The 25455-nt window shown below is 43.8% G+C and carries 22 protein-coding genes and 1 pseudogene; 13 read left to right on the top strand and 10 right to left on the bottom strand.

Going from position 1 to position 25455, the window contains the following annotated elements; all coding sequences use genetic code 11:
• Positions 1-83: 83 nt before the first annotated feature.
• Both IQ217_RS06205 and IQ217_RS06200 read right to left on the bottom strand, forming a co-directional pair.
• Positions 84-350, bottom strand: a complete 267-nt coding sequence (locus IQ217_RS06205; RefSeq protein ID WP_194019327.1) for a hypothetical protein — start codon at positions 348-350, stop codon at positions 84-86.
• 903 nt (positions 351-1253) lie between these two features.
• On the bottom strand, positions 1254-2957 hold the full coding sequence (locus IQ217_RS06200) for a protein adenylyltransferase SelO (protein WP_194019322.1): 1704 nt from the start codon (positions 2955-2957) through the stop codon (positions 1254-1256).
• 957 nt (positions 2958-3914) lie between these two features.
• Between IQ217_RS06200 and IQ217_RS06190 the strand changes: the two genes are divergently transcribed.
• Together IQ217_RS06190 and IQ217_RS06185 are read left to right on the top strand one after the other, a co-directional pair.
• Entirely contained in the window at positions 3915-4148 is a 234-nt protein-coding gene (locus tag IQ217_RS06190) for a FitA-like ribbon-helix-helix domain-containing protein (protein WP_194019295.1), read from the top strand.
• A complete protein-coding gene (locus IQ217_RS06185; RefSeq protein WP_194019294.1) occupies positions 4120-4548 on the top strand; it encodes a type II toxin-antitoxin system VapC family toxin in 429 nt (142 codons plus the stop codon). The genes IQ217_RS06190 and IQ217_RS06185 overlap by 29 nt, the downstream gene beginning before the upstream one ends.
• 334 nt (positions 4549-4882) lie before the next feature.
• On the opposite strand, the gene IQ217_RS06180 is transcribed toward IQ217_RS06185, so the two are convergent.
• From IQ217_RS06180 to IQ217_RS06170, 3 genes are all read right to left on the bottom strand, one after another.
• Positions 4883-5734: an RMD1 family protein gene (locus IQ217_RS06180; RefSeq protein WP_194019293.1), complete on the bottom strand. Its 852-nt coding sequence runs from the start codon at positions 5732-5734 to the stop codon at positions 4883-4885.
• A 114-nt stretch (positions 5735-5848) separates the two neighbouring features.
• Positions 5849-6490: a hypothetical protein gene (locus IQ217_RS06175; RefSeq protein ID WP_190599889.1), complete on the bottom strand. Its 642-nt coding sequence runs from the start codon at positions 6488-6490 to the stop codon at positions 5849-5851.
• A gap of 205 nt (positions 6491-6695) precedes the next feature.
• Positions 6696-7904 carry an RNA-guided endonuclease InsQ/TnpB family protein gene (locus IQ217_RS06170; RefSeq protein WP_228024294.1) on the bottom strand — a complete coding sequence of 403 codons (1209 nt, stop codon included), beginning with the start codon at positions 7902-7904 and terminating at the stop codon, positions 6696-6698.
• 309 nt (positions 7905-8213) lie between these two features.
• Here IQ217_RS06170 and IQ217_RS06165 point away from each other — a divergent pair, with 309 nt between their 5' ends.
• From IQ217_RS06165 to IQ217_RS06155, 3 genes are all read left to right on the top strand, one after another.
• Positions 8214-8921, top strand: coding sequence for a SprT-like domain-containing protein (locus tag IQ217_RS06165; RefSeq protein ID WP_194019292.1), 708 nt, complete (start codon positions 8214-8216; stop codon positions 8919-8921).
• 46 nt (positions 8922-8967) lie between these two features.
• Positions 8968-9402, top strand: coding sequence for a GNAT family N-acetyltransferase (locus IQ217_RS06160; RefSeq protein ID WP_194019291.1), 435 nt, complete (start codon positions 8968-8970; stop codon positions 9400-9402).
• 295 nt (positions 9403-9697) lie between these two features.
• Positions 9698-10333, top strand: coding sequence for an SDR family oxidoreductase (locus IQ217_RS06155; RefSeq protein WP_194019321.1), 636 nt, complete (start codon positions 9698-9700; stop codon positions 10331-10333).
• 395 nt (positions 10334-10728) lie between these two features.
• Here IQ217_RS06155 and IQ217_RS06150 read toward each other — a convergent pair whose 3' ends face one another.
• On the bottom strand, positions 10729-11235 hold the full coding sequence (locus tag IQ217_RS06150; RefSeq protein ID WP_228017352.1) for a DUF4334 domain-containing protein: 507 nt from the start codon (positions 11233-11235) through the stop codon (positions 10729-10731).
• Between the two features lie 322 nt (positions 11236-11557).
• Between IQ217_RS06150 and IQ217_RS06145 the strand changes: the two genes are divergently transcribed.
• Together IQ217_RS06145 and IQ217_RS06140 are read left to right on the top strand one after the other, a co-directional pair.
• Positions 11558-12067, top strand: a complete 510-nt coding sequence (locus IQ217_RS06145; protein WP_194019290.1) for a DUF3592 domain-containing protein — start codon at positions 11558-11560, stop codon at positions 12065-12067.
• A gap of 26 nt (positions 12068-12093) precedes the next feature.
• Positions 12094-12363, top strand: a complete 270-nt coding sequence (locus tag IQ217_RS06140) for a hypothetical protein (RefSeq protein WP_190599884.1) — start codon at positions 12094-12096, stop codon at positions 12361-12363.
• Positions 12364-12542: 179 nt separating this feature from the next.
• Here IQ217_RS06140 and IQ217_RS06135 read toward each other — a convergent pair whose 3' ends face one another.
• The 3 genes from IQ217_RS06135 to IQ217_RS06125 all read right to left on the bottom strand — a co-directional run bounded on the left by IQ217_RS06135 (position 12543) and on the right by IQ217_RS06125 (position 15836).
• The gene (locus IQ217_RS06135) at positions 12543-13781 is read right to left on the bottom strand and encodes a zinc ribbon domain-containing protein (RefSeq protein ID WP_194019289.1); all 1239 of its coding nucleotides are present in this window, start codon (positions 13779-13781) and stop codon (positions 12543-12545) included.
• Between the two features lie 291 nt (positions 13782-14072).
• Positions 14073-14999 carry an ion channel gene (locus tag IQ217_RS06130; RefSeq protein WP_194019288.1) on the bottom strand — a complete coding sequence of 309 codons (927 nt, stop codon included), beginning with the start codon at positions 14997-14999 and terminating at the stop codon, positions 14073-14075.
• Positions 15000-15278: 279 nt separating this feature from the next.
• Positions 15279-15836, bottom strand: a complete 558-nt coding sequence (locus IQ217_RS06125; protein WP_190599881.1) for a PadR family transcriptional regulator — start codon at positions 15834-15836, stop codon at positions 15279-15281.
• A 167-nt stretch (positions 15837-16003) separates the two neighbouring features.
• Between IQ217_RS06125 and IQ217_RS06120 the strand changes: the two are divergent.
• Positions 16004-16741 (top strand): annotated as a pseudogene (locus tag IQ217_RS06120) (SDR family NAD(P)-dependent oxidoreductase); the annotation flags it as partial.
• Positions 16742-16844: 103 nt separating this feature from the next.
• Here the strand turns inward: IQ217_RS06120 and IQ217_RS06115 are convergent.
• Positions 16845-17390, bottom strand: a complete 546-nt coding sequence (locus IQ217_RS06115; protein WP_190599879.1) for a PadR family transcriptional regulator — start codon at positions 17388-17390, stop codon at positions 16845-16847.
• Between the two features lie 110 nt (positions 17391-17500).
• Between IQ217_RS06115 and IQ217_RS06110 the strand changes: the two genes are divergently transcribed.
• The 5 genes from IQ217_RS06110 (at position 17501) to IQ217_RS06090 (ending at position 25217) form a co-directional block, all read left to right on the top strand.
• Positions 17501-18889: an efflux RND transporter periplasmic adaptor subunit gene (locus IQ217_RS06110; RefSeq protein ID WP_194019287.1), complete on the top strand. Its 1389-nt coding sequence runs from the start codon at positions 17501-17503 to the stop codon at positions 18887-18889.
• Positions 18890-18900: 11 nt separating this feature from the next.
• Complete coding sequence (locus tag IQ217_RS06105) at positions 18901-21978, top strand: efflux RND transporter permease subunit (RefSeq protein ID WP_194019286.1); 3078 nt, start codon at positions 18901-18903, stop codon at positions 21976-21978.
• A 211-nt stretch (positions 21979-22189) separates the two neighbouring features.
• A complete protein-coding gene (locus IQ217_RS06100; protein WP_194019285.1) occupies positions 22190-22774 on the top strand; it encodes a cytochrome b in 585 nt (194 codons plus the stop codon).
• 95 nt (positions 22775-22869) lie between these two features.
• A complete protein-coding gene (locus tag IQ217_RS06095) occupies positions 22870-23970 on the top strand; it encodes an alkene reductase (protein ID WP_194019284.1) in 1101 nt (366 codons plus the stop codon).
• A gap of 734 nt (positions 23971-24704) precedes the next feature.
• Complete coding sequence (locus tag IQ217_RS06090) at positions 24705-25217, top strand: YybH family protein (protein ID WP_190599874.1); 513 nt, start codon at positions 24705-24707, stop codon at positions 25215-25217.
• The last annotated feature ends 238 nt before the right edge of the window (positions 25218-25455 follow it).

The raw sequence follows: 25455 nt of genomic DNA, 5'->3' as shown, positions 1-25455 counted from the left end.
GGATTATTTTTGAACAGTAAGAGATCGCCATTCTTCAACTACAGCAGGAGAAACATTGAGGACTATCTCTTGTTGGTCTAGGGTCAATCTGGCAAAGGTTGGGCAGTTTCCTCTTGCATATCTCCAGGGACATCAACGTACATTTCTGTCTCGACTGCGTAGTTATTGAGCAAACCCTCTTTATCTACCGTATAACCATGGCTTACTTCACTCAATTCACCATCGGCTGTGACATGGGAGGTATGGCCAAAGTCTTTACCTTCTCGATGCTGACGTGCGGCGGATTCAGCCGGAATAATATGGGCATCATATTGGGGGATCTGATCTTGGGAATCACTTTGGTTATTCACTGCAATAGTCCTTTATAGTTTTTATTCAATTAAGTAGCGGCTTTCAATCTAGAAAGGTTATAACAAAACCCTTGATACATGAGAATTTCAGGGTGCTAAAAAGTACTCACTGTAGGAATGTAGTCCAATTGCCAAAAAATCCCCTCATTGGGCGATTAGGAGAAAGAAATGCCAGTAGAAGTATAAATATTAATGACTGTATCCGTGCCAGTTGTAAGGTGATTCCATGTGGTAAAAGTGACAGCGTGAGCTTGGTTTAGGCTGCCAACAATACCGACAATGAAAATGAAAGACGTTGCAACAACGACCATAGATTTGGTCAACTAAAAAATCATATTAAAGACCCTAAAAAGAATGACCCAGTTAATACATATATCTTATTTTGTTTAATTGATTTTGTCTGCATGATTACGCACTTAGTCTAAATAAAACCTAAAAAATCTTGTTCTATTATCTGCAACTTGCTCAGCTTTATTTATTATATTTTTATATAAACGAGGTAATTTATAGAGGCTGTAAAGCTTTGCTTATAAGGATTTTGCTATATTTCGCACAACCAAAAATTGCTATAGTTTTTATTCGATATTTTGAGCGATGATCTTAATTGACGCTTCTAAAATTCATAACATGCTCCATGAATAAAATGAGAAGATTTCTTGTAAATTAATCATTCTGGCCTTCTCCGTTATCTGTAGCGACCCGGAATCATCGGTGTTTTGGGACCAAATTAAATGAAACTATAAATTTTAGAGGCTGGAACCCAGTTACTGACTTACATTGGCAATCCAGCACTCAGCATTGCTCAAGAGTGATCTAAATTTTCCTCTTTACACAAAATTTAGATCACTCTCTTTGTAATTGACGCATAATAGCATCTTAATGACTTCGGGATGCACGTCGTCATTAAGATGAACAGCTATAGTGCGACACGCCACCAATGTTAGAAAATGTCTTAGGCCTTAGAGAATAGTATTTATCTTCTATTTCTTCTGACTGCTCATCATATGGACGGCTAAGTACTTCTTGCAACTCTCTAACCAAGGTGTAGTCACCTTGCATTGCTTGTTGGTAAGCAGGGACAATCAACCACTCCCGCCATGTATATTTGGGGTTGACTTGTTTCATTTTCGCTGATATTTCAGCCAAATCATTATCCTTCGTGACGAGGTCACGCCAGCTTTTTAGCCAAGATTGCCATTGCTCTTCAAGTTGTTCTGAATTTTCTACGTAGAAGCTCTTTTTCAATAGTGAAATATGGTCTGGTATATGAGATAATTCTCGGAAGAAAATAGTGTAATCTACCTGTGATTCAGTCATCAACTCCATTAGTTTTTTAAACAGATTTGGATTATATTCAGTCAAGCCAAGTTTTGCTTTCCACATTTTTTGAACTTGCTCTTGCATTGTTTCTGCAAAGCCATGACGTAATTGATCAAAAGATTCTAAAGCCTTAGCATCTTCTGTGAGTAGTAGCCTAACTGATTTCCAAAACATATGATAATTCGCCTCTGCTGCAACTGGCTGATTGAAGAATGAAAAGTGTTGTCTGCCCCCAGTCCAAGGCTGAAACCCAGGGTTAAACATTTCACAAAACCCAAATGGTCCATAGTCGAGGGTAAAGCCACCAGCAGCGCAGTTGTCACTATTAAAATTACCCTGACAGTAACCAATCCGTAACCAATTAGCCACCAGGGTCGTGAGACGCTGCCGAAATAGCTTAGCTAACTCAACCAATTGATCTGCAAAACTAAGACTTTGATTAATATCGCTTTTGTATTCTCGCTCAATTAAATGAGACACTATCATGCGTAACTCTTCTAATGCTTTTGGATGAGCATTGCTGCGAGCGCGACGGGCGAATAATTCCAGTTGACCAACGCGCAAAAAGGATGGTGCAACACGAGTTGAAATGGCTACAGGATTGTCTACTAAAATATCAGGGTCAATGGAGTAGGAGTCTTGGGAATACCAAGGCCGGGTAACGGTCTCACATTTAGAAACATAAAGTGTCAAAGAGCGTGATGTTGGAACACCCAAAGCCTGCATATATTCTTGTGCTAAAAACTCACGCACACTTGAACGTAGCACTGCTCGACCGTCCGCACCACGGCAATAAGGCGTTGGTCCGCCACCTTTCAATTGCATTTCCCAGCGCTGGCCATTGATTATTCCTTCAAATACAGATATCGCTCGACCATCTCCATAACCATTACCAGTACCGAATGGACATTGTTGAATATATTCGGTGCCATAAATCGACAGTGCATAACCAGTCGCCCAGCCAACCTGACGCATAGGCTCATGGGCAACAGAAATATCACCAGAAAATATATGGCGAAATTTGTCGTCAAGTGCCAGTCTATCGTTTAACCCAAGTTCCTTAAAAAAAGTGCTGCTATGGGTTACATATTCTGGTTCCGCAAGCGGTGTGGGTGTTACAGGTACGAAATGACCAGACAAAACCTGCCGGGCACGGCGATCGTCTCCATCTCCCATGGCATCGGGATCAGCATTTAAGGTGTCCATCAGAGAGTAATCAGCTAATCGCACAAACTCATCAAAGGTCGTTATGGAGCGCTCAGCAGATGGTTGAGATGGATATGACATTCTTGCACCCATATTGTTTGGAAAGATTCAAGTTTAATTGAGGACTTTATAGAGGCTAGCATCTCATTACGGGGACAAAAGTTGAAGAGCCTGGTCAAGCTCATAAGGACGTAATGACTGTTCTTATCTATTTGTGGGTTCATCCCAAGAGTAGGCGATCGGGGGGAGTCAATAATCCCACCGTAAAAAGGTCATGTAATTCCCGCCCTGTTAATACCTTTGTTTGCCCCTGACGGTTAATTTTCATTCAATCATTCCTAAAAAAATGTTGAATAGCTCTCACAAACCTAATTGTATCGTGGAATTTTTCCAACTCTCCATCGCTCAACACAAATTATTACTAATTATTATCAATTAATAAATTCTGAAAATTACCACCATGTCCCAAGTCGTCTGATACGGGGCTTTGCTGAAGAAAATGATTAGTTAACCTAAAAAGTCAAATATGAAGATTACAGACGATTCTCAAGAGTGTAATTTGTACTGTATTGCGATTCATCTTCAAAGATTGGGAAAAAAGTCACTTTGCCCAGTAATCCCAGCAATCCCCCCACTAGGGCAAAGAGGATGCCAATAATCCAGCCTGTCAGACTGCCGACTCTGGTTTCAATGGAGTCAAGGCGTTTGCCTGTGTCGGTCACCTTCTAGTCAATGGTGGCGATCGCCGTTTTCATTTCAGCTTGACCAGCTTCCAACCGTTCTAAGCGGGAATCTATCTTCTCCAGGATTTTGACTGGATCTACTTCAAAGGTTGCCATGGTGTAAAAGGAGAAGGACTTCTCCTCTAGGGTAATCTAAATTGCTTCGACGTTGAATTGGCGATCTTTTCGTTCTGGGTTAGGAGATCTAGCCCGTTTTATGCTCCCCAACATTTAATGGAATATTACCACTCGGTTAAAAAGCTATCATCTGGGTGATGACCAAAAGCAAGAGTTTGTTGTGAGCTGGGGGTAGTGGATGGCTAATTTAATTGTCCGCAATATTGATGAGGCAGTGGTGGTAGCCCTGAAAAAGCGGGCGGGGCAACATGGCATCAGTGGCGAAGCAGAGCACCGCAGAATCCTAGAGCAGGCCCTATTGCAACCTCCTCGAAAGCCCTTTGCGGAAGTGCTTCGCCAGATTCCGGATGTGGGCAATGACTCAGATTTTGAGCGAATACAGGATGACAGAGCCAGTCAAATATTTGATTGATACCAACGTTATTAGTGAGCTACGGAAGCAAGATAGGGATGACCCCGGCGTACTAGCATTTTTTCAGCAAGCTCAGCATCTCTATTTGAGTATGATTACCATTGGAGAATTGCGGCGGCGTGTGGAATTAATCAGGCATCGAGGGAATAATCAACAAGCTAATTTACTGGAGGAGTGGTTGGAAATTGTAATTGCAGATTACGCTGACCAGATCCTAGATTTCACCATCTTTGAAGCTCAGATTTGGGGAAAATTAGGAGTCCCTAATCCCCATAACGCCCTAGATAAAAAAATTGCTGCTACTGCTCTCAGTTATGGACTGACCCTAGTTAGCCATAATGTTAAAGACTTTGTTGGCACTGGGGTTTGTTTGCTCAATCCTTTCATAGGCGATCAATAATCAGCAATTGCCCATGGCAGCAGAAACAGCAAAAAGTTGACCTCCACATTAGTCAAGATTAGGGAAAGATCGCCAGCTTAGAAACTCCTAGTAAAAGTTACTGGGGTCTATTCCCTTCGCTAAAATTCCCTACTTAGATTGGTAAATATCGTTACATTTCACAATTAATTTAAACGGCATCCCCAATAATCAACTCAGCAGTTAAACAGAGTTGACAGAGCATTAGTGGACAAATTAAGAAAGCTTTAAAGAAAGTTGAATTTTTTAATCTTTGTGGTTATTTTTCTTTTGTATACAAAATTTGTTCAGTTCCACTGAGCAATGTTTCAAAGCTTTAGTTAAGCAAGCTATAGACAGCTAGAATAATTTCAATTACAATCAAAATAACAATATACCATTCAACTCTATGACTACTATCTCTTTGTAGAATTGCTAGGGCTGTTTCCATTGTTCTACTAATTAAGGTTAGTTTTTTTTCCAACGCTAGCCAACGTTCTCGCAACTCGTATTCATCTTCTAGGCGTAAGTAGAGACGGTCTAACTCGGGAAAATCCCAAATAGGATCAGGTTTTTCTCCCACTTCAACAATACCAAAAACTTTTTGCTCAATTAACAATAAACCACCAATATAGCCCAATAATTCTTTTTCTTTTGGAGGACGGGGATTTTTACCTTGAATGGCTGTTGTGAAAGGTTTAATTTTGTCAAATAAGTTAGAAACTTCGCGCTCATAATAATCTAAAACAATACTTTTTCCTAATGCCTCAGCAATAATTTGCAAACGTTCTGTGGTGCATTCTTGGAGTGACAAATATCCAGATTCTAGCCGTTCTTTAACATTTGGACGGATAATCATTGGCAAGACTTCTAAAAGTTTTTCGGGAAAAGATTCTTGAACATGAGGATTAATTTGATGTAGAAATTCTAATTCTTCCGACTCAGTACAATTAAATATCACCACAACACCGTAGCGCAACAAAACGGCACATCCATCTGTCCCAGTCCGAAGGATTAGAGGATTAGTAGCTAGGGGGTCTTGCACTTCAATGTTTTTGATGGCAATGCGTTCGCCAATCAGATAAGCTCGGGTCAGAATTGACTCCTTGCTTGTCCAGTCAAGGTCTGTTGAGGAAATAAGAGTTTGTGATTCAGTATTAATCGGCATCAAATCAGGAGATAAAGTCATTATTATTGAATAATATATAAATTAAAGATGGGCAAAACTAGGTTTTATTAAAGAATGATACTAACGATTTTAATTAGATTTTAGATTATCAACCTCATGCCTGTCTTCCTTATTTTACGCATTTTTGAGTTCACAACGAGCATTTTGCAATCTTTGACAGATCTTCATTTGCTGATATAAAGGACGCCAATTCCACAGAGCATTGGCTAAGGCTTCCCAAATTGTGAGCCAGCTAAATACAGTCACGCCTTGATTAACCAAGGAAAAAGCAATTTTGATATCTTGGGGTACAGTCTGTGATTCTAATAAAATAGATAGAGCTAAAGTTCCTGTCCCAGCAAATCCGAGTAAAATAGCGTCACGGGCTAGTTGTTGTAGGTTTTGCCAGCGAATATTTTCTAGATAAGAAAAATAACGATGAATGACAATACATAAAATTTTTTCAGAAAAATTTGTTTCAGGAGGAGATTGCTCGGCGAGAGTAAACTGGAGAATAAACTCATCATTTTCAAATTCTGTTAGGCAGCTAAAAAGATAGTTAACAAGGTCCTTATCAAGATTAAACACCAAGGAGTTTATTTCATCATAATTATAATTTGTTGGGAAACGCTCAAAAGGCATCAATAAGTCCGTTGGTGAATCAAGGTGCAAACGAATAATGGTATCTCCGTCAAGAGAACGGGAAAAATGTTCCAGTCCTGGTGTTCGTTGAATAAATGTCCGTCGCCAAGGAAATAATTGAATAACCCGTTTCATAATTTAATAATTAATATTAGAAATCGGAAGTTAGACACGACAAATTTAATGGTAAATAAGGCCATATATGACAAAAAATTTAACTATGAAGAATAAGCATAGACACTAATCAGTAATAGCGTTATGGCGACTAGCAGATCAGTGTGAGACAGCAGTTGACATCCTCCAACCCGGCTAAAGCCGGGGGATTCCTAGACCTCACAATCTAGGTTTTCTGCTTCATAGCCAGTTGACTAGACCCTGTTACCAGAATCCCCGTCACCTCAACTCCACAGACATTTTCTATTCCCCGTTGCCCACGGGTACAAATTACTTGGGCGGCGGCAATATCCCTTGGTTTAATCGAGCCACATTCAGGACAGTGGTGTATTCTCACACTCAAGTCCTTTGAGACCCTAGCCCCACAATCAGGACATTGTTGACTTGTCCCTTTGGGGTCTACCTTGCCGTAAAAGACTCCTCTTTGAAAACAGACCCAAGGCAAAATCTGATTAACAAATTGTCCCAGTCCAGCATCGAGAGTGTGCTTTCCTAGCATTCCTTTAGCCATGATGCGGAAGTCTAAATCTTCTACAAAAATGGAGTCTCCCTGGTCACACAACTGGTGAGCTAACTTAAAATGCCAATCCTTACGGGTATCAGCAATTCTTTCATGAAGTCTTGCTATTTTGCGACGGAGTTTAGCCTCATTGGCACTCCCCCTTTGTTTCGTTTTGAGCCTTCGTTGTAGCAATTCAAGCTGACGTTGAAGTTCACCGAAGAAACGGGGACGTTTTACCTGTACACCGTCGGATGTGGAGAGGAAATATTCCAAGCCCACATCAATCCCAATCGGATGACCATGAAAAGAAACTTTTGGAACACTCACATTTGATTGCAAGGTAAGCATGACAAAATAGCCCGATGCTTTTCTCACTACCCTCGCTTGTTTCGCCATAAACCCATCTGGAATAGGACGGGAATAGTGCCACCCCACTATGCCAATTTTCGGAAGTTTGATCCCTTCTGCGGACACCGGATTTTTCCCTAACTGAGGGAAGACAAATGAACGCAGATTGTGCCGCTTTTTAAAGCGAGGAAAACCAAAACCTCTTTTGTGCATATCATCCCAAGCCCGATCCAACTGCCTCAAGGTTTGTTGAAGTATTTGGGAATGGGTGTTAGCTAATTCAGGAATGTGTTTTCTTGCCTCTGTCAAGCGTTTTGCTTGGATATGGTAATCAGGAAAGGGCTCGTCGGCAGAGAGGATATATTCACCTCGAATCGAGCAAGCATTAACCGGAGACTTACGAGAAGCACACCAATCCTTGCGTTCCCGCAGGGCATAGTTCCACACCTTGCGACAGACATTGAGGTTTTCCTCTATGTCTAACACTTGTTGTGGAGTTGGTTTCAGCTTGTAGGCGTAGGTCATAGTTAACATACTTAAATTTTAGCTTACACAAGATATTTTGTATGTAAAACTTGCACCTGCCAATTAAAGCCTTCCTGAAGGACGGCGTTTTAAACCCATTTTTCAGATAGGCAGTATGACAGACGGGAGCATCTCAATTTGGCATTAAATACAAATGTTTGTAAGCAGGGGGTGCTGATAGATTTGTGATTCTGTTGCCAAGCCTGAGCCTGTAACCCAAAATTGAGTTGTAACGCTGTTTCAATACCGCCTCGATAAGCAACCTTGAAGTCTGTGACGGGATCGTTTTTAATGTCGCCAAGAAAAAATGTGAATACTAAAAAGACATTTCTGGAACTGGAGGATCTGGGCATTGTCATCATCTACAAACCCATCAAAAACGTTCGTCTAACCGTACACCCCCCCGACGGTGAGGTGCGGGTGTCAGCCCCCTTGACCATGAACCCAGATATTGTTCGTGCTTTTGTTTTTTCCAAACTGAGTTGGATCAAGCGACAACGGCAGAAAATACTAGCCCGAGACAGAGAAGCACCTAGGCAATACATTAACGGAGAAAACCACTTCTTCTGCGGACAAAGCTACCTATTGAAGGTCATAGAACACCAAGGTCCACCGGAGGTCAACTTGACTCCCCAGATTCTAAAGCTTTACGTTCGTCCCCATACTTCCCAGAACAAGCGCCACCACCTAATCAGTGAATGGTACCGCCAACAGTTGAAGTTAATCATTCCAGCCCTTATCGCCAAGTACGAACCTATTATGGGGGTTGAGGTGCGTGAGTTTGGCGTTAAACGTATGAAGACCCGCTGGGGTACCTGTAACTCTAGAGCTCAGCGTATTTGGCTCAACCTAGAGTTAGCAAAAAAGCCGCTAGCGTGCTTGGAGTACGTGGTAGTCCATGAAATGACCCACTTGCTGGAACATAGGCATAATGACCGCTTCTGGGGATTGATAGATACTTTTTACCCACGGTGGCGGCAGCATCGAGAAGAGCTTAATCGCTTACCCTTGGGCTAACTAGGACAAGAAATGGCTACCAATCAGATTTAACGCTCTATAGTCCATGAAGATTCGCCTTTATCAGGAAGTTGATCAGGCTGCACTGCTGACGGTGTGGTATCGAGCAGCGGCGATCGCCCATTGTTTCCTACCAGCCAACTACTTCCAGCAAGAGCGATCCGACATTGTCGATCTTTATCTGCCAATGGCCGAAACCTGGGTTTACGAACATCAGGGAGAAGTGGTGGGCTTCATTTCCCTGCTAGGGCAAACCGTCGGCGGATTCTTTGTGGATCCAGAAATGCAGGACAAAGGAGTGGGGCGATCGCTGATGGATCATGCAGTACAACTCCGAGGCGCTCTGAACGTGGAAGTGTTTGAGCAGAACGAGATCGGGCGACGATTCTACAGCCGCTACGGTTTTGTTCCAGTGAGCAGTTCTCACCACAATGCGACGGGGCAGCCCCTAATTTTAATGAAGTTTGTGCCGAGGCGCTGACTTATCGACAGAGAGATCTGAGGTGGACACTTTAGCCTTGTTCAGGTAACGATTATGGTAATTCCAGATCTTTTCGACATCTGTCATCAAGACCCATATAATGAAAGTTTCTGCCCAGTTATTCCCTATCTAATTTCATTTACTTTGCTATGCTTCCTGAATGGATAAAGTTGAGTTTAACAAAAATGTTGCTTCCGATAAGTTATTTTCTTTCAGCCAATCAAAAGAGTTAACGGCTGATTATATTTGTGTTTTTCGGATTTATTTAATTTACTATTGTTCACTATTAGAAAAAATGAGTACTTACTTAGTCACAGGGGCAAATCGAGGCATCGGTTTAGAATATTGTCGTCAACTAAAAAAGCGAGGGGATCACGTCATTGCTGTCTGTCGCTCGACTTCGGACGAATTAAATAATTTGGAAGTGTCAGTCGAAACAGATGTTGAGCTTACCTCAGAAACAGATATTGCCGGCTTAGTGGAGCGACTTGATGGCCAATCGATTGATGTTTTGATTAATAACGCTGGTATTGCAGAAAGCTTTGGGTTAGACAATTTAAATATTGATAGTATTCGTCGGCAATTTGAAGTGAATGCCCTTGCTCCTTTAAGATTAACCCGTGCGCTAGTACCTAATTTAAAAGCAGGTTCTAAGATTATTATCATGACTAGTCGCATGGGGTCAATTGAAGATAATACTTCAGGTGATTCCTATGGTTATCGAATGTCAAAAGTTGCACTTTCAATGGCAGGTAAATCTTTATCTATTGACTTAAAACATCGTCAGATTGCGGTGGCGATTCTTCATCCTGGCTTAGTCAAGACTCGTATGACAAATTTTAATACACAGGGAATTACACCCGAAGAATCTGTTAAAGGACTACTTAGTCGTATTGAGCAATTAAATCTAGAAAATACGGGAACATTTTAGCATTCTAATGGAGAAATTTTGCCTTGGTAATCTATGAATTTTTAAAAATCAAATCATCAAATCGTTCCTGTGTACTATTCAAGAGATTTGTTGCTTGTTGTGAGTGAAATATTTGCAAAACAATTTACCAATACTTTTTCGATGTGCTTGGATAACCATGGTCATAAGCCCCAATATGTAAGCTGCTGGGTTTACCGCAGCGTTTTTGAAAACATTGGGAGACTCTGGCATTAGTTGCAATGTAGTGGCTGGTGCTCATCATGATCATGTTTTTGATCACTGATGAGAAACAAAGTCCGCCCAGCTTTCTGTGGGATGTATATTTGATAGCATCGTGGATTACCATCGTGCATTGAGGATGTAGGCGATCGCCAAAAAAGTGGGGGGGAATTTTATCAGGCTTGAAGAACAGACCGTTGTAACAAAAAGAAAAAAGGCTGGGGGATGAGCTTATAATCCATCAAACCAAATACGGAATTATCGTCAATTTTCTTAAAAGAATCATTAATTGGTAAATAATCGTAAATCATAGTGGCGGTAACTACACCACGATTTTCCATCATTCGCAAACGTGCTTGGCTAACTTCAGTTTTAAAGAAACGATTAAACCAACGCAGACCCGGAGCTACCCATGGATAACGATTGATATGAAAATTTAGGGAGAGTGCCATTACGGTGGGATCTGGCTTCAGTTTGAAAATTTCTCCCTCGGTATTTTGAAACAACAAAGGATGAACAGTTTCTGAATCAATAAACTCCTTACCATACCAACAAATCATTTCCAATATGCCATCCATAGGATGATTAGTGGAAATTCCCTTGCCCTGCCAACGCCCTGTCATAAAAGCCAAATTCACAGGTTCCAAGGAATCATAAACAGACAATGCTTCGGCAGTAGTCATTGTGGGAGCTGACAAGAGAGATTGTAAATCGGTTTTAGCTATCATCCTGGCTCCTAATCAAAATAAAGAGGACTTTCAACTCAACTGGGGGGATAAACTTTAAAATCAGAAAGACGACAATAAAGATATGGTTCCAGCTCTTTATTGTCGTAGTCCCTTCCATTTTTACTGCCTCCCCACCCCTGCTGGACAAAGGCTAACTAGTTCAGGCCCAAGGTTTGACCCTGACCAGAGGCCCCCTGAGTGGAAGCAAAAAAATCAGCAGAGGTTGGAGGAGTCTAATGATGTTAGCTTGTACACCCCCTTTGTAATATTAACTGTTATGGATAAGCTCTTTTTCTCTCTATTTATCAGCATCTTTTACGCTGTTGGGTTTGGTCTGCTTTGGTCTGGTATCAACTCTGCCAAGCAATCAGTCGAAGCATCTAATTGGCCATCTGTAACCGGCACAATTACCAATCTGTCTCTTCGCGAGAACTCAGACAGCGATGGCACAACTTATGGGGTAGAGGTGGAGTATCGTTATTCTGTCATGGGCCGGACATATACCAGTTCCAGATTGGCATTTGGATATGCTTCCAGTAGCGGCAGACAGGCACACCAAGATATTCTCAATAAATTAGAGCATGCTTCATCAGTAAAGGTTCGATACAATCCAAAAAATCCTGCAACATCTACTCTTTCATTTGGGATTCATCGCTCAGTAAAATTTGTCTTAGCTTTTGCTATTACATGGTTAGCATTTGTTTTTGGTTTTACCTTAATTTGGTGGATAGCATCTCAACCAGATGATGTTCTGCTCAAAAATATGGAAGTAACCTTAAAGCGATAATTTTACTAATTGTTTCATCCACAGAAATGAAGGATTTGACCCTGACTGAGCTTAATTTGCAATCCACACTGATGAAAGATATTGCCTCTACCTATGCTAGTTTAGGCAACTATGACCAAGCCATTGCCATAGTCAATGACATCACTGACTCTGAATTCCAGTCCTTAGCAATGGTAGATATTGCCTCTGCTTATGCTGCTGCAGATAAGGATTATCAGTCTCTTTTCGACATGATTAGCAATCCCCAAGCGAAGTTGTTGACTAAGATTAATTTTTATTTGCTGAAAGCAAGATAAATGGCTTCTCTTTAAGCGGTCAGGTTTGTTTGAAAATTCAAAAAATGCTGTACCATCAAACCAAACTTACAACAGCTTCATTACCACACGAGTGATTAACGATTGCGATGTAAACTATTGCCAATTTTAATGTGTCATTATTTTTACTACAGTCATTTTTCATCAACTAGACTTGAAGATTATTCACTCTGCCGTTGGGGAGCACCACATTCTTTACAGTGGGGTAAATGTTGATAGGTAAGAGCATGACAACTTAGGCATTCAACATATTGATAATAACCACAGTGGGGACAATGGGAATCCTGGGGGCGAATTCGCTTCGCACATTTTACACAACTGGATTTTTGAAACCGTTTAGCTGCTTGACCTTTAGGATTAAAAACAAATCTTTGGAAAAATTTAATAACGCCAAATCCCACCAAAGGAATAAACAAAATATATAGATAACTAATGGCAAAAATTAATCCACCAAAAACAGCTTCAATAAAATTGAAGACGAGATCAAAAATAAGACCAAATTGTAAAAATTCAAAGACCTTTAAAATTAGGGGAATAAGAAAAATAACTAGCAAGTGCCAGCTAATCAAAGCCACTAATCCATAGCCTTTTTTGACTGCAAAACTATGAACCCAAAGGGCAGTTACAATTAAAGGTATTAAAAATAGACTTTGGAAAAGAAACCGAATAGTCGGATACCAAAATATCGCATTGAGATAACTCTGATTTAAGTCCTCCCAGACCTCTTTTTGATTAATAAAATTAAGAAAATTGACGCTTTCTGGTTTTACCAAAAGTTGTTGTTCTAGGCGGGTAATTTCCTGCTTTAAACTGGCAATTTTAGCAATATTTTGATTTAATTGTTGCTTGGCTTTTTCTGGAGGGGTTTGATTAATTGAATTTTCCTTCCTTTGACCAGCAATTTTTTCTAATAATGTCGAGTCATACTGGGAGCGGATGGTATTATTGGATTCTTCAAGATCATTAATTTGAGCTACGGTCTGATTAATCTTAATAATAAGATTTTGATTATCGGTGGTTTGAATTTTATCGTGATATTGGGCATAGGTTAAACAGACTTCACTAACTTGCCCAAGATGCCCATTTTCTGACTCTCTAAAATTTTGCTCTAAATTGTATTGCTCGATAGGGTCAGTGGCAATAGCTTCCTGAATAATTTGAAAATTTTTGCCAGCAGTTGTTTGGGTTTGATAATTTTGCCAAGCAGCGTGGCAAGGATAGACTAAATTTGGTTGAAGATACCATTGGCCAATGTCTTCTATGCCGGTAAAAACATTGACAAGAATAAAAATGTCAATAAAAATAATTACAATTAAGCTGACCTTGTTTAGGGGTTCATTCTTAACTGTTCTAGATTTATTCCAAAACTGGTCAAATAGCCGGCGTATAGAAGTAAACATTTAGATAATAAATTTTTACGTTAAGGTTTTAAATTAAACACCGAAAGCTCTGATCCAATATCAAAAATAAAAATCAACAATACCTTAGTAATATTATTGAACAAAGTGGGAATAGAGGCCTTAATTTTTGCCCCGTTGCAATTGCTCACACTAATTGTTTTATTAATTATGCCATTTAACTTGTTATCCTTCGCTATTCTGCTGGATAACTGGACCATTTTTCTGAAATGTTTGTTTTCGTTAAGCTAACTCCGAGAATTCCTCCGGCGATCGCCAAATTTTACTAGGGGTTTACTGGCGATAAGGTTCCGTTAGATGAAAATTGTCCATGTTGATAAACCATTGACCTTCTGGGGTTTGATGAAAAATATCCACAAAACGATGCTGCCAATGAATATCTGTCCCCTCATAGACGTAACGACTGTGAATGGTTTGGGAAAAACTTTCATCTAAGCCAGTGAAACTAATCCAAAGTTCTAACCTTAGTTGTTCATTCTTTGTTTCCAAAATCCCATAAAGTGGACTATTACTGTCTATAGGATGCATAACTAACCAACTCAAACCGAAAACTGGAGTGTGGGAGCGTAGTAAGTTTAAATCATAAAAACGGCGCATTTTATGTCCTTCTTGGCTTTGCTCATCCCGAACTAAACTGACTCTAATTTGGGCTTCTAAAATACGATTATCCCGTTGATTAGCAGTGCGAAACATTAATGTTGGAATATTTTCAAAGGGGCAGACCACAGCGACTTCACTAAATAATACCCTGGAGGTGGGTTTAGCAAAACGTGAAAACATTAATCCCGTTAAAATAGCCAGGCTGATCAGTCCAACAAAAATTTCCACACTGACGACGATTTGAGCGGGCACAGTTTTGGGATACATAGCACCATATCCCACCGTTGAAAGAGTTTGAATACTAAAAAAAAATAGATCTAAAAATGATCCCGGTTGAGCATTAGCAATACCGCCTCCAATTAAGAAAAAAATTAGAGCAAAAAAGACATTTAAACCAAAATAAAAAAGGCCGATAATCGCCAAAAATTTTGGCCAGGAAAGTACCAGTAACCAATGATATAAATCTGTCTTCATTGCCTGGGACTCTCTATGCCTGGAATTCCCTGACCGAATTGGACGCAGGTGGCGGATTGGATTTGCATAAGGAGCTGGCTTTAATCCATGAGATTTACGCCGACGCCAAGGAAAGAGAAATTTCATCAATACTTTCAAGCCATCATCCCTTTAAATCACTTTAACAATAGGCGATCTCGCAGAGATCCGCTACGGGTTGTGCCAATGAAGCTAGGGTCTAGTCAAATGGCAATGCCGAACGCCGTTGGGATTAACAAAGACAGGGTAAGTAAGAGTTAGTTGGCGATCGCTTAACGCTGGATTTACTCTTATGAAGTTACAGTTTCGTGAAGATTGTTTGCGGGTTAAACCGGGAGAGAAAACTAGAGCTAAATTCATAGCAGCATCGCCCACTCGTTTTGAATTCTAATCTTCCAAATTATCCACAACCCGATTGATTGCCTTAAGTGATTCATCACACCATGCTACCCAGTCCTCTTGATAGCGAATTGCCCGACGGATGACGAGGTGCATATACAGATCTTTAAGTTCGAGCAAATCCAAATTTTTGGCAAAGTGTTCGTCCATTTTTTTCAAATGCTGCGCCATTTCGCGATGCAGTTTTTGTCTGCGTTCAATTTCGCGAACAACCATCTGACTAGGCACGAGATGCCCCGCTAATCCTATAACACCCAGATCCTCACGGATGGCAGTGGGTTCCGTGGGTTGGGTTAACCAGTCAATCAGTTCTTCTTGCCCTTTGGCAGTGATGGAATAGATTTTTTTATCTAAGCGTCCGGGCTGGGGAATCGCCTCATAGATGACGCGATCTTGTTTCTCTAATTTGCTCAGTTCGGCATACACCTGTTGCTGACTCGCCTTCCAAAAGCAACCCCCAAATCCTTCAGCAAATTCTTTTGCGACTTCATAGCCACTCAGGGGTTGTCGCGATAGAAATGCCAGGATCGTATGTTTGAGAGCCATAAATGCCAGTTCTAGAAAAAATGGGACTAAAAATCGCTTGACGGATTTCGTGATCTGAGTATATCTTAGTTCTTGTACTCAAAAAATTGAACACAAAAACATGAGTTAGCATGGGAAATTTGCAAAAGCGACTAAAGACCCGATATGGTCCTTAGGCTGTCGTCACAGGCGCATCCTCCGGCATTGGTCGAGAAATGGCACTGAGGTTGGCTCAGTCGGAATTGAATCTTGTTTTGGTGGCGCGGAGGCAAACGATTTTAAAGCAGATGGCTCAGGATTTAAGCGATCGCTATGGGATTGAGGTGCGCTTGGTGATTCAGGATTTATCGGTGGAGACGAGCATGGAAATCCTTGCGGCACAAACTCACGATTTAGATGTCGGTTTACTGGTAGCAGCGGCCGGTTTTGGGACATCGGGGGCGTTTCTCAATGCTCAACTGAAACAAGAGATGGAGATGTTAAATGTTAACTGCCGATCACTCTTGGGGCTAACCTGGCACTTTTCCCAGCGGTTTGCCAAGCAACGACGAGGCGGCATCGTATTGATGAGTTCGATCGTGGGGTTTCAGGGAACACCATTTGCCGCTCACTACGCAGCGACCAAGGCTTATGTGCAAACACTGGCTGAAGCCCTGTATGTGGAACTTGCACCTATTGGTGTTGACGTCATTGCCTCTGCCCCAGGCCCCACTAACAGCGGTTTTAGCGATCGCGCCGGGATGAAGATGGGAAAAGCTCTCAGTGCTGGCGAGGTTGCCGAAGGGACTTTGAAGGCATTGGGGCGAAAGTCCACAGTGCTGCCGGGATTTTTATCAAAACTCCTCACTTATTCCCTTGTACCTTTGCCAAGATGGGCGCGGGTGCGAATCATGGGCGGTGTGATGAAAAGTATGACGAAACAATGAACATGCCGATATCTTGGCTGCCTTCCCCAAGATCAAAACCTTGATTAACTTTGTTTGTTGGATGAATCAAGAGAATGCCTCGTGGCGATCGCCAGAAAAGGCTTCAACTGCCTAATGCTTCAAGCACCTCATCACACCAATCCACCCAACTCTCCTCAAAACGAATTCCCCGTAACAAGGTTAGATAGCGGTACCGATCTCGGGCTGAAGGGGGATCATCCTTAAACTGCCCATGCTCTAGATAATGCGCCTGCTTTTCCCGAAAATGTTGCAAATGCTGTTGGTGTAAAAGCTTACGTCGTTGGATCTCCCCCAGAATAACGTCAGATTTCACATAGGGAAAATCCATAATTCGGACCAATAAATCCTCCCGAATCGGCGTTGGTTCCGTCGGCTGTAAACACCAGTGCAATAAAATCTGCTTGCCTTCTGGGGTGATCGAATAAATTTTTTTATCCGGTTTTCCCTTCTGGGGCACCGTATGCTTAGACACCCAACCAGCCCCTTCCATTTTGCCTAGTTCTCGATAAATCTGTTGTTGACTAGCTTGCCAAAAACAACTGATACCGTCTTCAAAACGTTTGCCAATGTCGTAACCACTGGCGGGCAACTCAATCAAAATCGACAGGATGGTGTGGGCAAGGGCCATAGCAATAAAAAACCCAGAGCGGGCGATTGACATATCCAATTAGTTGAGTATAGACTGACGGCAGCTACTCAACAAATTGTCTAAACTTTGTTGTTAAAAAAGAGTTTTGTATGACTGTTGATCCCCGTGTTACCGCTTCCCTTGTCCCATCTCCGACAGTGATTGTTGAAACAACTCCGTTCATGATCGCCGAACCGTCTCAGCAGAGAAATACCGGCGGACGTTGGCGGCGGTTACTTCTCTGGGTGGCGATCGCCATAGCTGCGGGGGGAGTGGGCTGGTGGTGGTTGGGGCAACAACAAAGTACCTCCAATGTCACGGCCATGGCCTCGGCGGTAAGCGAAAAAGCGCCTTTGCCCGTTACGGTGAGTCCCGTTGAGCCGGTTAGGGGTTATCAGGTAAAACGCACCTACACTGGCGAAATTGTTCCCCGCAAGCAAAGCGACTTAGGGTTTGAACAGGGGGGAACTTTGGCGGAGTTGCTGGTGGATAAAGGGGCGGAAGTCATGGAGGGTCAACCTTTAGCGCGGCTAGATACTCGGACGTTAAAAGCGCAAAAAGCAGAATTAGAAGCCCAGCGCTTAGAACTACAAGCGGGATTGGCAGAGTTGAACAATGGCTCCCGTTGGGAAGATATTGCGGCGGGGCAGGGGGCAGTGGCAGAATTAGAAGAACAGTTGACCTTGGCAAGCTTGAAAACCCAAAGACGGGAACAGCTTTATGCGGAAGGGGCAATTTCTTTGGAGCAGTTGGATGAGGAACGAGTGGCAGAGGCTTCCCTCAAACGTCGTTTAGAAATCGCCCAAAGCAATTTAGACAAACTCAATAACGGTAGCCGTCCCGAACCGATCGCCGGCCAACAGGCTCGTATTCAAGGGTTAGACGCACAAATTCGCCAAATTGAGATTCAAATCTCTAAAGCGCAACTTCTAGCGCCCTTCTCTGGCACCATTGGCGATCGCCTGGTTGATCCGGGCATGGTGGTGGGGGCGGGCAGTCCAGTGTTTCGTTTAGTGGCGGCGGGCATGCCGGAAGCTCACATTGGTATTCCCCCCAATTTGTCCGGCCAAATGCGGGCAGGACAAACCTATTCAGTTAACGTCCGGGGTCAAGGTTACAGCGGTACGGTAACAGCTCTCTTGCCTGCGCTCAATAGTAGTACCCGCACCACCACCGCCATTCTGCAGTTAAACGATGCCCCAACCCGACTGCAGGCAGGGGAAACGGCCCAGTTAGACGTTACTGAAACCCAGCCTTTAGAGGGATTTTGGGTTACTTCCACTGCCTTGGTGCCGGGGGAACAGGGTTTATGGTCGGTCTATGTTTTGGGACCAAAACAGCCCCAACCCCATCAGTACATTGTGTCTCGCCAAGATGTAGAAGTGCTCCACACCCAAGGTGATCTCAGTTTGGTGCGGGGGCTATTACAACCTGGCGATCGCCTGATTAGCAGTGGTAGTCATCGCCTGGTGACGGGGCAAACAGTAACGGTGCAGTAGGAAAAATGCCCATGTTTAGTCTTTTTTATCGCAATGGCCGGCTGTTACTATTGACCCTGATTCTGGTGCTGGTATGGGGCGTTACTGCTTTGTTTACCCTGCCCCGCATGGAAGACCCGGAACTGGTACAGCGTTTTGGTACCGTTACCACCAGTTTGCCCGGTGCAACCCCGGAACGGGTGGAAGCGCTGATTACCGAAAAAATTGAAGATAAGCTCCTGGAACTTGAAGAAATTTCCGTCATCGAATCTACGTCGAGTCGAGGCTTATCCATCATTGAAATTGAATTGGACGAGGCCATTCAAAATGTTGACCCAGTCTGGTCAAAGGTGCGTAGCGAGTTAAACGATGTGGTGCCCTTGCTGCCGTCTGACGCCAGTGAACCAGAATACGAGGCGGGTGACCCCGTTGCCAATGCCTTAATTGTGGGCTTGACCTGGGAACTGGACAGACCCGCCAATTTTAATCTTCTTCAACGGGTCGGTGATCGCCTAGTGCAGCAACTCCGGGAGTTACCGGGGACAAAGCAAGTGGAAATGGTGGGGGATGTGCCGGAAGAAATTCAAGTAGAAATACAACCGGCGGATCTGGTTCGTTTAGGCCTGACTCCCAGGGCCTTAGCCCAGCAAATTGCTGCCAGTGATGCCAAGGTGTCCGCTGGGCAACTACGTAGCCCCCAAACCGATTTATTAATTGAAATCGATAGTAATTTGCAGACCCTAGAGCAAATTCGCCAAATTCCGATCAAAGTTGCTACTAGCGGCGAAAGCCAACGGTTGGGTCACATCGCCCAAGTCAGTAAAGGGGTACAAGCTCCTCCCTCCTCCTTGGCCTTGATTGGTGGCAAACCGGCGATCGCCATTGCGGCTACGGTGGAATCTTCTGTCCGGGTGGATCAATGGGCCAAGCAGGCCCAGGTGGTGTTAACGTCCTTTGAACAGGATCTGGGAGCAGGGCTGGGGCTGACGGTGGTGTTAGACCAAAGCCAGTATGTACAGCAACGGCTCAATGGGGTCTGGCAAAACTTGCTGGTCAGTTCCGGGTTAGTGATTGTCGTGTCACTGGCAATGTTGGGACTGAAAGCGGCCTTGGTGGTGGGAACGGCGTTACCCCTAGCTACGTTGATGGTGTTTGGGGCCATGGGGGCGTTGAACATCCCCCTACACCAAATGTCTGTCACTGGCTTGATCATTGCCTTGGGGTTATTGATTGATAACGCCATTGTGGTGGTAGATGAAGTACAGCACCATCTCCAGCAGGGGATGCCACCGGAAAAAGCTGTTGCCGACACAGTGCAACACCTCTGGATTCCTCTTCTGGCTTCCACATTAACCACAGTCTTGGCCTTTGTGCCCATTGCCTTTTCCCCCGGTGCCACAGGGGAATTTATCGGGGCGATCGGGGCAACCGTCATCCTCGCCCTGGTCAGTTCCCTACTGTTATCCCTCACAGTGATTGTCACCTTTGCCGGCAAAATGGCACCGTGGCAACCCTTTCAGCGCTACCCATGGCTACAAACCGGGGTGAGCCATGCCGCTTTGGCCCGTGCTTACCGTTGGAGCTTGGAGGGGCTTTTTCGACGACCCTGGTTAACCATTGGTCTCTGTTTAGTTTTACCTCTAGGGGGATTTTGGCAATTTGCCCAGCTAGAGCAGCAATTTTTTCCCCCCACCAACCGCGACCAGTTTCAAATCCAATGGACGTTACCCGCCGCCACTGCCATTAATGCTACCCAAGCCCAAGTTCAACAGGCCCGGGACTTAATCCTGGAATATCCTGATGTAGCTGATGTTCACTGGTTTCTGGGGGAAAGCGCCCCCGCCTTTTTTTATAACGTTATTCCCGACCGAGAAAATGCGGCCAACTATGCCCAAGGTATTGTCCAACTCCGCTCTAAGGAAAATCTCCGCAACCTTATCCAAAACCTTCAACAGGCCCTAACCCAAGCTTTTCCCGAAGCGCAGGTACTGGTGCGACAGTTAGAACAGGGCCCGCCCCTGGCCGCTCCCATTGAATTGCGGTTATCCGGGTCAAATTTACGGGAATTGAGGTTACTCGGCGATCAGTTACGGCGAGAACTAAGCACGATAGAAAATGTGATTCACACCCAAGCGAATCTCTCGGAAGCTTTGCCGAAACTCGCGTTACAGGTGGATGAAGTCCAAGCCCGTTTGGTGGGGTTAGATCACCAGGCGATCGCCAATCAATTACAGGCCACGCTAGAAGGGGTAACCGGGGGATCTGTTTTGGAAGCTACCGAGGATTTGCCGGTTCGTGTCCGGGTCAATTCTTCTACCCGTCAAGATCTTGATCAGATTCGTTCCCTGGATTTGCTCACCCCTAGTGGTGAACTGCTCCCCCTGGTGGCGATCGCCGATATGACGCTAGTGCCAGGCGTGGCGCAAATTAATCGCTATAACGGTAAACGGATTAATACCGTGCAAGGCTTTTTAACCGCTGGAGCTTTACCTTCTAATACTTTGGCGCAATTGCAGGAACAACTGCAAGCTCAAAATTTCTTGTTACCGCCAGGGTACGACCTAGCTTATGGCGGCGAAGCCGATGCCCAGGGGACAGCGGTGGCTAATCTTTTGGGCTTGGTAGGAATTTTAGTGGTGACCATGGCTGCGACGTTAATCCTATCCTTCAATTCCTTCCGCTTAGCCGCCCTGATTGGCTCGGTAGCCCTATGGTCAGTGGGTTTAGCCGCCCTTGCCCTGTGGCTGTTCCAAGCACTTTTTGGCTTTACCGCCATTTTAGGAACGTTGGGCTTAATCGGCTTAGCTATTAACGATTCCATTGTGGTTCTGGCTGCGTTGCAGGAAAACCCCTTAGCTCGCGTGGGCCATGCCCAAGCCACCTCCACCGTTGTCTTGAAAGCCACCCGTCATGTCCTTGCTACCACCTTTACCACCATTATTGGCTTCACTCCACTGCTGTTGGATGAAACTGGATTTTGGCCTCCCTTGGCGATCGCCTTAGCGGGGGGATTGGGGGGCGCAACTTTACTAGCACTGTACTATGTGCCTGCGGCCCATCTTTTGCTGATGAGAAGCCATCATCCACTTAACAAACCATTGTCAAATTAGGACTACCATGTGCATCTTGAACAAAACCTACAATTACAGAAAATTTATTTTCCAAAATCCTTACAAGATAAGCATTTCAAGGGTTAATTTTTTGAGCAAAGAAATTTTTAGAGGCTGGAATCCAGTAATCAGTATTTGGACATTCCCCTTAGTTTTCGACCCTTCCGGATTGTCCACTTTTTCACTCAGGTTCACTTTTTGATGAAAAACAATGTCTCTCCTATCTTGGCTTTCATTTTTTCAGACCCCTGGTCGCCTAACCTCTGCGTATCAACACCTGATGGCACTTCATTGGAGTATGTCGTGGTGTTACTTCTGTTTATTTCCCACAGGGTTGATTATGGCGGATTTGTCACGGGAGGTTCCCATTCGCTCTGGTCTATATGATTTTCATAAAGGATTGGGAGTTTTTGTCATCGGTTTACTGCTCTGGCGCATTCTAGTTTTGTTGCGAGTCTGGTGGAAAAAGTATTCCCGTCGCACTCCTCGTTTCTCAACGGCATGGTGGCGCAAGGTGACCCTACATTCTCTGTTGTATTTATTCATGCTGGCTGTTCCCCTCAGTGGCTTATTTTTTTCCAACTCTTTCAAAAGCAGTAATGTTTTTTTTCTGGGAATGACCGTTCCCGATTTATTTTCAGAAAATGAAGCTCGTGTTGACCTCGGGCGATCACTCCATTTTTGGTTGTCCTATCTCTTCCTCACCGTTGTCGTTTTACACGTTTTTCAGCAACGGAAAGTCGTCAGAGCAATTTGGCGGCGGTGGACAGAATTTTTAACCCATATTCGCGCTTAGACGAAAGGACTAGAAGTGGACTTTTGGAGGCCATCTCATAGCACCGAAAACATCTATTTAGTTTATTGACCTCAACTCATTGGTAAATATTTTTTATGACTTCTTTACTTGACATCTATCAGCTTGGTGATCTCTCCCTGAAAAATCGGGTGGTATTGGCTCCTATGACTAGAGCTAGAACCGGGGATGATCGGGTTCCCACGTCCCTAATGGTGAAATATTATTGCCAACGGGCCAATGCGGGTTTGATAATTACCGAAGCTACGGTAGTTTCTGAAATTGGCATCGGTTGGAATAACACCCCTGGTATTTATAATGATGCCCAGGTTCAAGCTTGGAAGGCGATTGTACAGGGAATTCACCACGCAGGATCGAAAGTCTTTCTGCAACTCTGGCACTGTGGCCGGGCTTCCCATCAATCTTTTCATCCCCATTTGGGTTTACCCGTTGCTCCCTCGGCGATCGCCATTAACGGCGACTATATCCATACCCCGGATGGAAAACAGGCTCATCAAACACCCCGGCCATTAACCGTTCAAGAGATTGCTGCCACAGTAGAAGATTATCGCCAAGCCGCCATGCGGGCTAAGGAAGCCGGCTTTGATGGGGTGGAAATCCACGGAGCCAACGGCTATTTAATTGATGAATTCTTACAGTCTAAAACTAATCAACGTACTGACGCTTATGGGGGTAGTTTAGAAAATCGGTTCCGTTTTTTACGCGAAGTGACTGAAGCTGTTTTAACGGTGTTTCCGTCCCAACGGGTGGGGGTTCGTCTATCTCCCAATGGCGTTTTTAATGATATGGGATCCCCCGATTATCGAGAAGCTTTTCCCTATTTTGCACAACGCTTAAACGCCTACAATTTGGGTTATTTGCATATCGTAGATGGTCTAGCATTTGGTTTCCATGACTTGGGAGAACCCTTAACTTTGGCTGATTTTCGAGCAGTTTATTCCGGAACCCTGATGGGGAATTGTGGTTATACCCAAGCTACTGCGGAAACGGCGATCGCCGAAGGAAATGCTGATCTAATTGCCTTTGGTCGTCCCTATATCTCAAATCCAGATCTGGTACAACGCTTTGCCAATGGCTGGGCTTTAGCTCCAGACCCTGATCCCAAAGTTTGGAATGGGACAGAGGGAAATTATTCAGCAGGATACACGGATTTTCCAACCTATCTTAGCCAAAGCTGATCACGACCGCTGCTCTGAATGGGGTAGTTTTTGCTGGCCACTAATGGGAACTGGAGTCCGCCCGGCTAAAGCTGGGCTTTCTGTGGGGTTCAAATTTGATAACACCGTGGATTACCACCGTGCATTGAGGATGTGGGGAATCTATCCATACTCAATCCTATATTTCAAAGACTCAATGAAAATATTTTGAACGCATTCTTATACCCATTATAAAAAATGTGTTTAAAATGTTTTGCCCAATCCCTTGCTCAGCAAGCATTTGAGCATATTTTTAGTTTTATTTAACCCAAAGAAAAAAGAATTAATTTTGATAAAAGAATAAACTTTAATATCAGGAAGGCAAAAATAAAGATATGTTTCCCGGCACTTTATGGTCGTCGTCCCTCCCTTTTTTTTCTGCCTCCCCACCCCCCCGCCGGATGAAAGCTAACTATCAATACCCAGGGTACTGACCGGCGGACCCCCAATGTGGGGGATAAGAACCGACTTTACTTAAGGGTTATCCAGGAGTTTAAAGGCGATCAGTACCATTGACCGGAAAGTGACCGATACCGGAAAACGACTCGACTCCATTGAAGCCAGGATTGACAGTTTAACAGGTTGAAAAAGTTTTACAATCCCTAAATCACGATCGCCTAATTTCAAAATTCCCGACTAAACTCTAAACATCCGGGGTATTTCAACGATACCAAAAGGATTCTAAAGTAATCACCTTTTTCTCTCTGTCGCGTCCTATGTCTCTACCCTCTGAGGATATTGAACTCATCCTAGAAACCCGCAAGATTGCTCTGGATGCCCTCAATCATCGCAATTTTGACCAAGTTAAACCCTATCTCCATCCCGATTTCACCATTACCACCGTAGATAATCAGGTGTTTCATGGCGTGGAGGATTTTCAACGTTATTGGGAAAATCAATTTCAGACGAACATTAAGAGCATCACCATGACTCTGGATGAACACACTGATCGCATCCTGCTCGCTCCCAATTTAGAAGTGGCCTATGGGGCCGCCACCTCGACCTTTAACTTCAAAGACGGGAAAAACAATGATATGCCTCTGCGTTGGACGGCGGTTCTGCAAAAAGCAAATCACCGATGGCTAATTCAAAGTTTGCATTTTTCCGCTAATCTCCTCGATAATCCGGTACTGGCGGTAACCCAAAGTGCAATGCGATGGAGTGCTTTAGTGGCAGGGGTTGTTGGCATTATTGTTGGGGCGGCGGTTATCTGGTTTTGGAAACCCTAACCCTCAGGCCTGACCTTTCAGAACCTTTTTAATTATGAACCCGAACTTCAGGTGCGATCGCCGTCTCCCGTTCACACTGATGGTGCTGTCCGTCTGGGCCTTTGTGAGCTTGCTCCATTGGCAACCCTGGAGTAATGTCCTGTTCTTTGGTGTTGTAGCGATCTTTGCTCTCTATGGCGGACGACTGATGAGAGCGCAAATCCCCACCCCAGCCGTAAGCGACCCCACCAACCTGCCC

The organism is Synechocystis salina LEGE 00031 (assembly GCF_015207985.1).
Taxonomy (GTDB): Bacteria; Cyanobacteriota; Cyanobacteriia; order Cyanobacteriales; family Microcystaceae; genus Synechocystis; species Synechocystis salina.
The sequence above is the reverse complement of the archived record's forward strand: the minus strand, read 5'-3'. Positions and strand labels throughout refer to the sequence as shown.

Bases quoted from the DNA above. Each gene is read 5' to 3' on its own strand.
- IQ217_RS06105 (WP_194019286.1), top strand. From the start codon at position 18,901: ATGTTTAGTCTTTTTTATCGCAATGGCCGGCTGTTACTATTGACCCTG.
- IQ217_RS06160 (WP_194019291.1), top strand. From the start codon at position 8,968: ATGAAGATTCGCCTTTATCAGGAAGTTGATCAGGCTGCACTGCTGACG.
- IQ217_RS06190 (WP_194019295.1), top strand. From the start codon at position 3,915: ATGGCTAATTTAATTGTCCGCAATATTGATGAGGCAGTGGTGGTAGCC.
- IQ217_RS06185 (WP_194019294.1), top strand. From the start codon at position 4,120: ATGACAGAGCCAGTCAAATATTTGATTGATACCAACGTTATTAGTGAG.
- IQ217_RS06175 (WP_190599889.1), bottom strand. From the start codon at position 6,490: ATGAAACGGGTTATTCAATTATTTCCTTGGCGACGGACATTTATTCAA.
- IQ217_RS06100 (WP_194019285.1), top strand. From the start codon at position 22,190: ATGTCTCTCCTATCTTGGCTTTCATTTTTTCAGACCCCTGGTCGCCTA.
- IQ217_RS06155 (WP_194019321.1), top strand. From the start codon at position 9,698: ATGAGTACTTACTTAGTCACAGGGGCAAATCGAGGCATCGGTTTAGAA.
- IQ217_RS06170 (WP_228024294.1), bottom strand. From the start codon at position 7,904: ATGACCTACGCCTACAAGCTGAAACCAACTCCACAACAAGTGTTAGAC.
- IQ217_RS06090 (WP_190599874.1), top strand. From the start codon at position 24,705: ATGTCTCTACCCTCTGAGGATATTGAACTCATCCTAGAAACCCGCAAG.
- IQ217_RS06140 (WP_190599884.1), top strand. From the start codon at position 12,094: ATGAAGGATTTGACCCTGACTGAGCTTAATTTGCAATCCACACTGATG.
- IQ217_RS06200 (WP_194019322.1), bottom strand. From the start codon at position 2,957: ATGTCATATCCATCTCAACCATCTGCTGAGCGCTCCATAACGACCTTT.
- IQ217_RS06125 (WP_190599881.1), bottom strand. From the start codon at position 15,836: ATGGCTCTCAAACATACGATCCTGGCATTTCTATCGCGACAACCCCTG.
- IQ217_RS06180 (WP_194019293.1), bottom strand. From the start codon at position 5,734: ATGACTTTATCTCCTGATTTGATGCCGATTAATACTGAATCACAAACT.
- IQ217_RS06095 (WP_194019284.1), top strand. From the start codon at position 22,870: ATGACTTCTTTACTTGACATCTATCAGCTTGGTGATCTCTCCCTGAAA.
- IQ217_RS06150 (WP_228017352.1), bottom strand. From the start codon at position 11,235: ATGACTACTGCCGAAGCATTGTCTGTTTATGATTCCTTGGAACCTGTG.
- IQ217_RS06110 (WP_194019287.1), top strand. From the start codon at position 17,501: ATGACTGTTGATCCCCGTGTTACCGCTTCCCTTGTCCCATCTCCGACA.
- IQ217_RS06130 (WP_194019288.1), bottom strand. From the start codon at position 14,999: ATGAAATTTCTCTTTCCTTGGCGTCGGCGTAAATCTCATGGATTAAAG.
- IQ217_RS06145 (WP_194019290.1), top strand. From the start codon at position 11,558: ATGGATAAGCTCTTTTTCTCTCTATTTATCAGCATCTTTTACGCTGTT.
- IQ217_RS06135 (WP_194019289.1), bottom strand. From the start codon at position 13,781: ATGTTTACTTCTATACGCCGGCTATTTGACCAGTTTTGGAATAAATCT.
- IQ217_RS06115 (WP_190599879.1), bottom strand. From the start codon at position 17,390: ATGGCCCTTGCCCACACCATCCTGTCGATTTTGATTGAGTTGCCCGCC.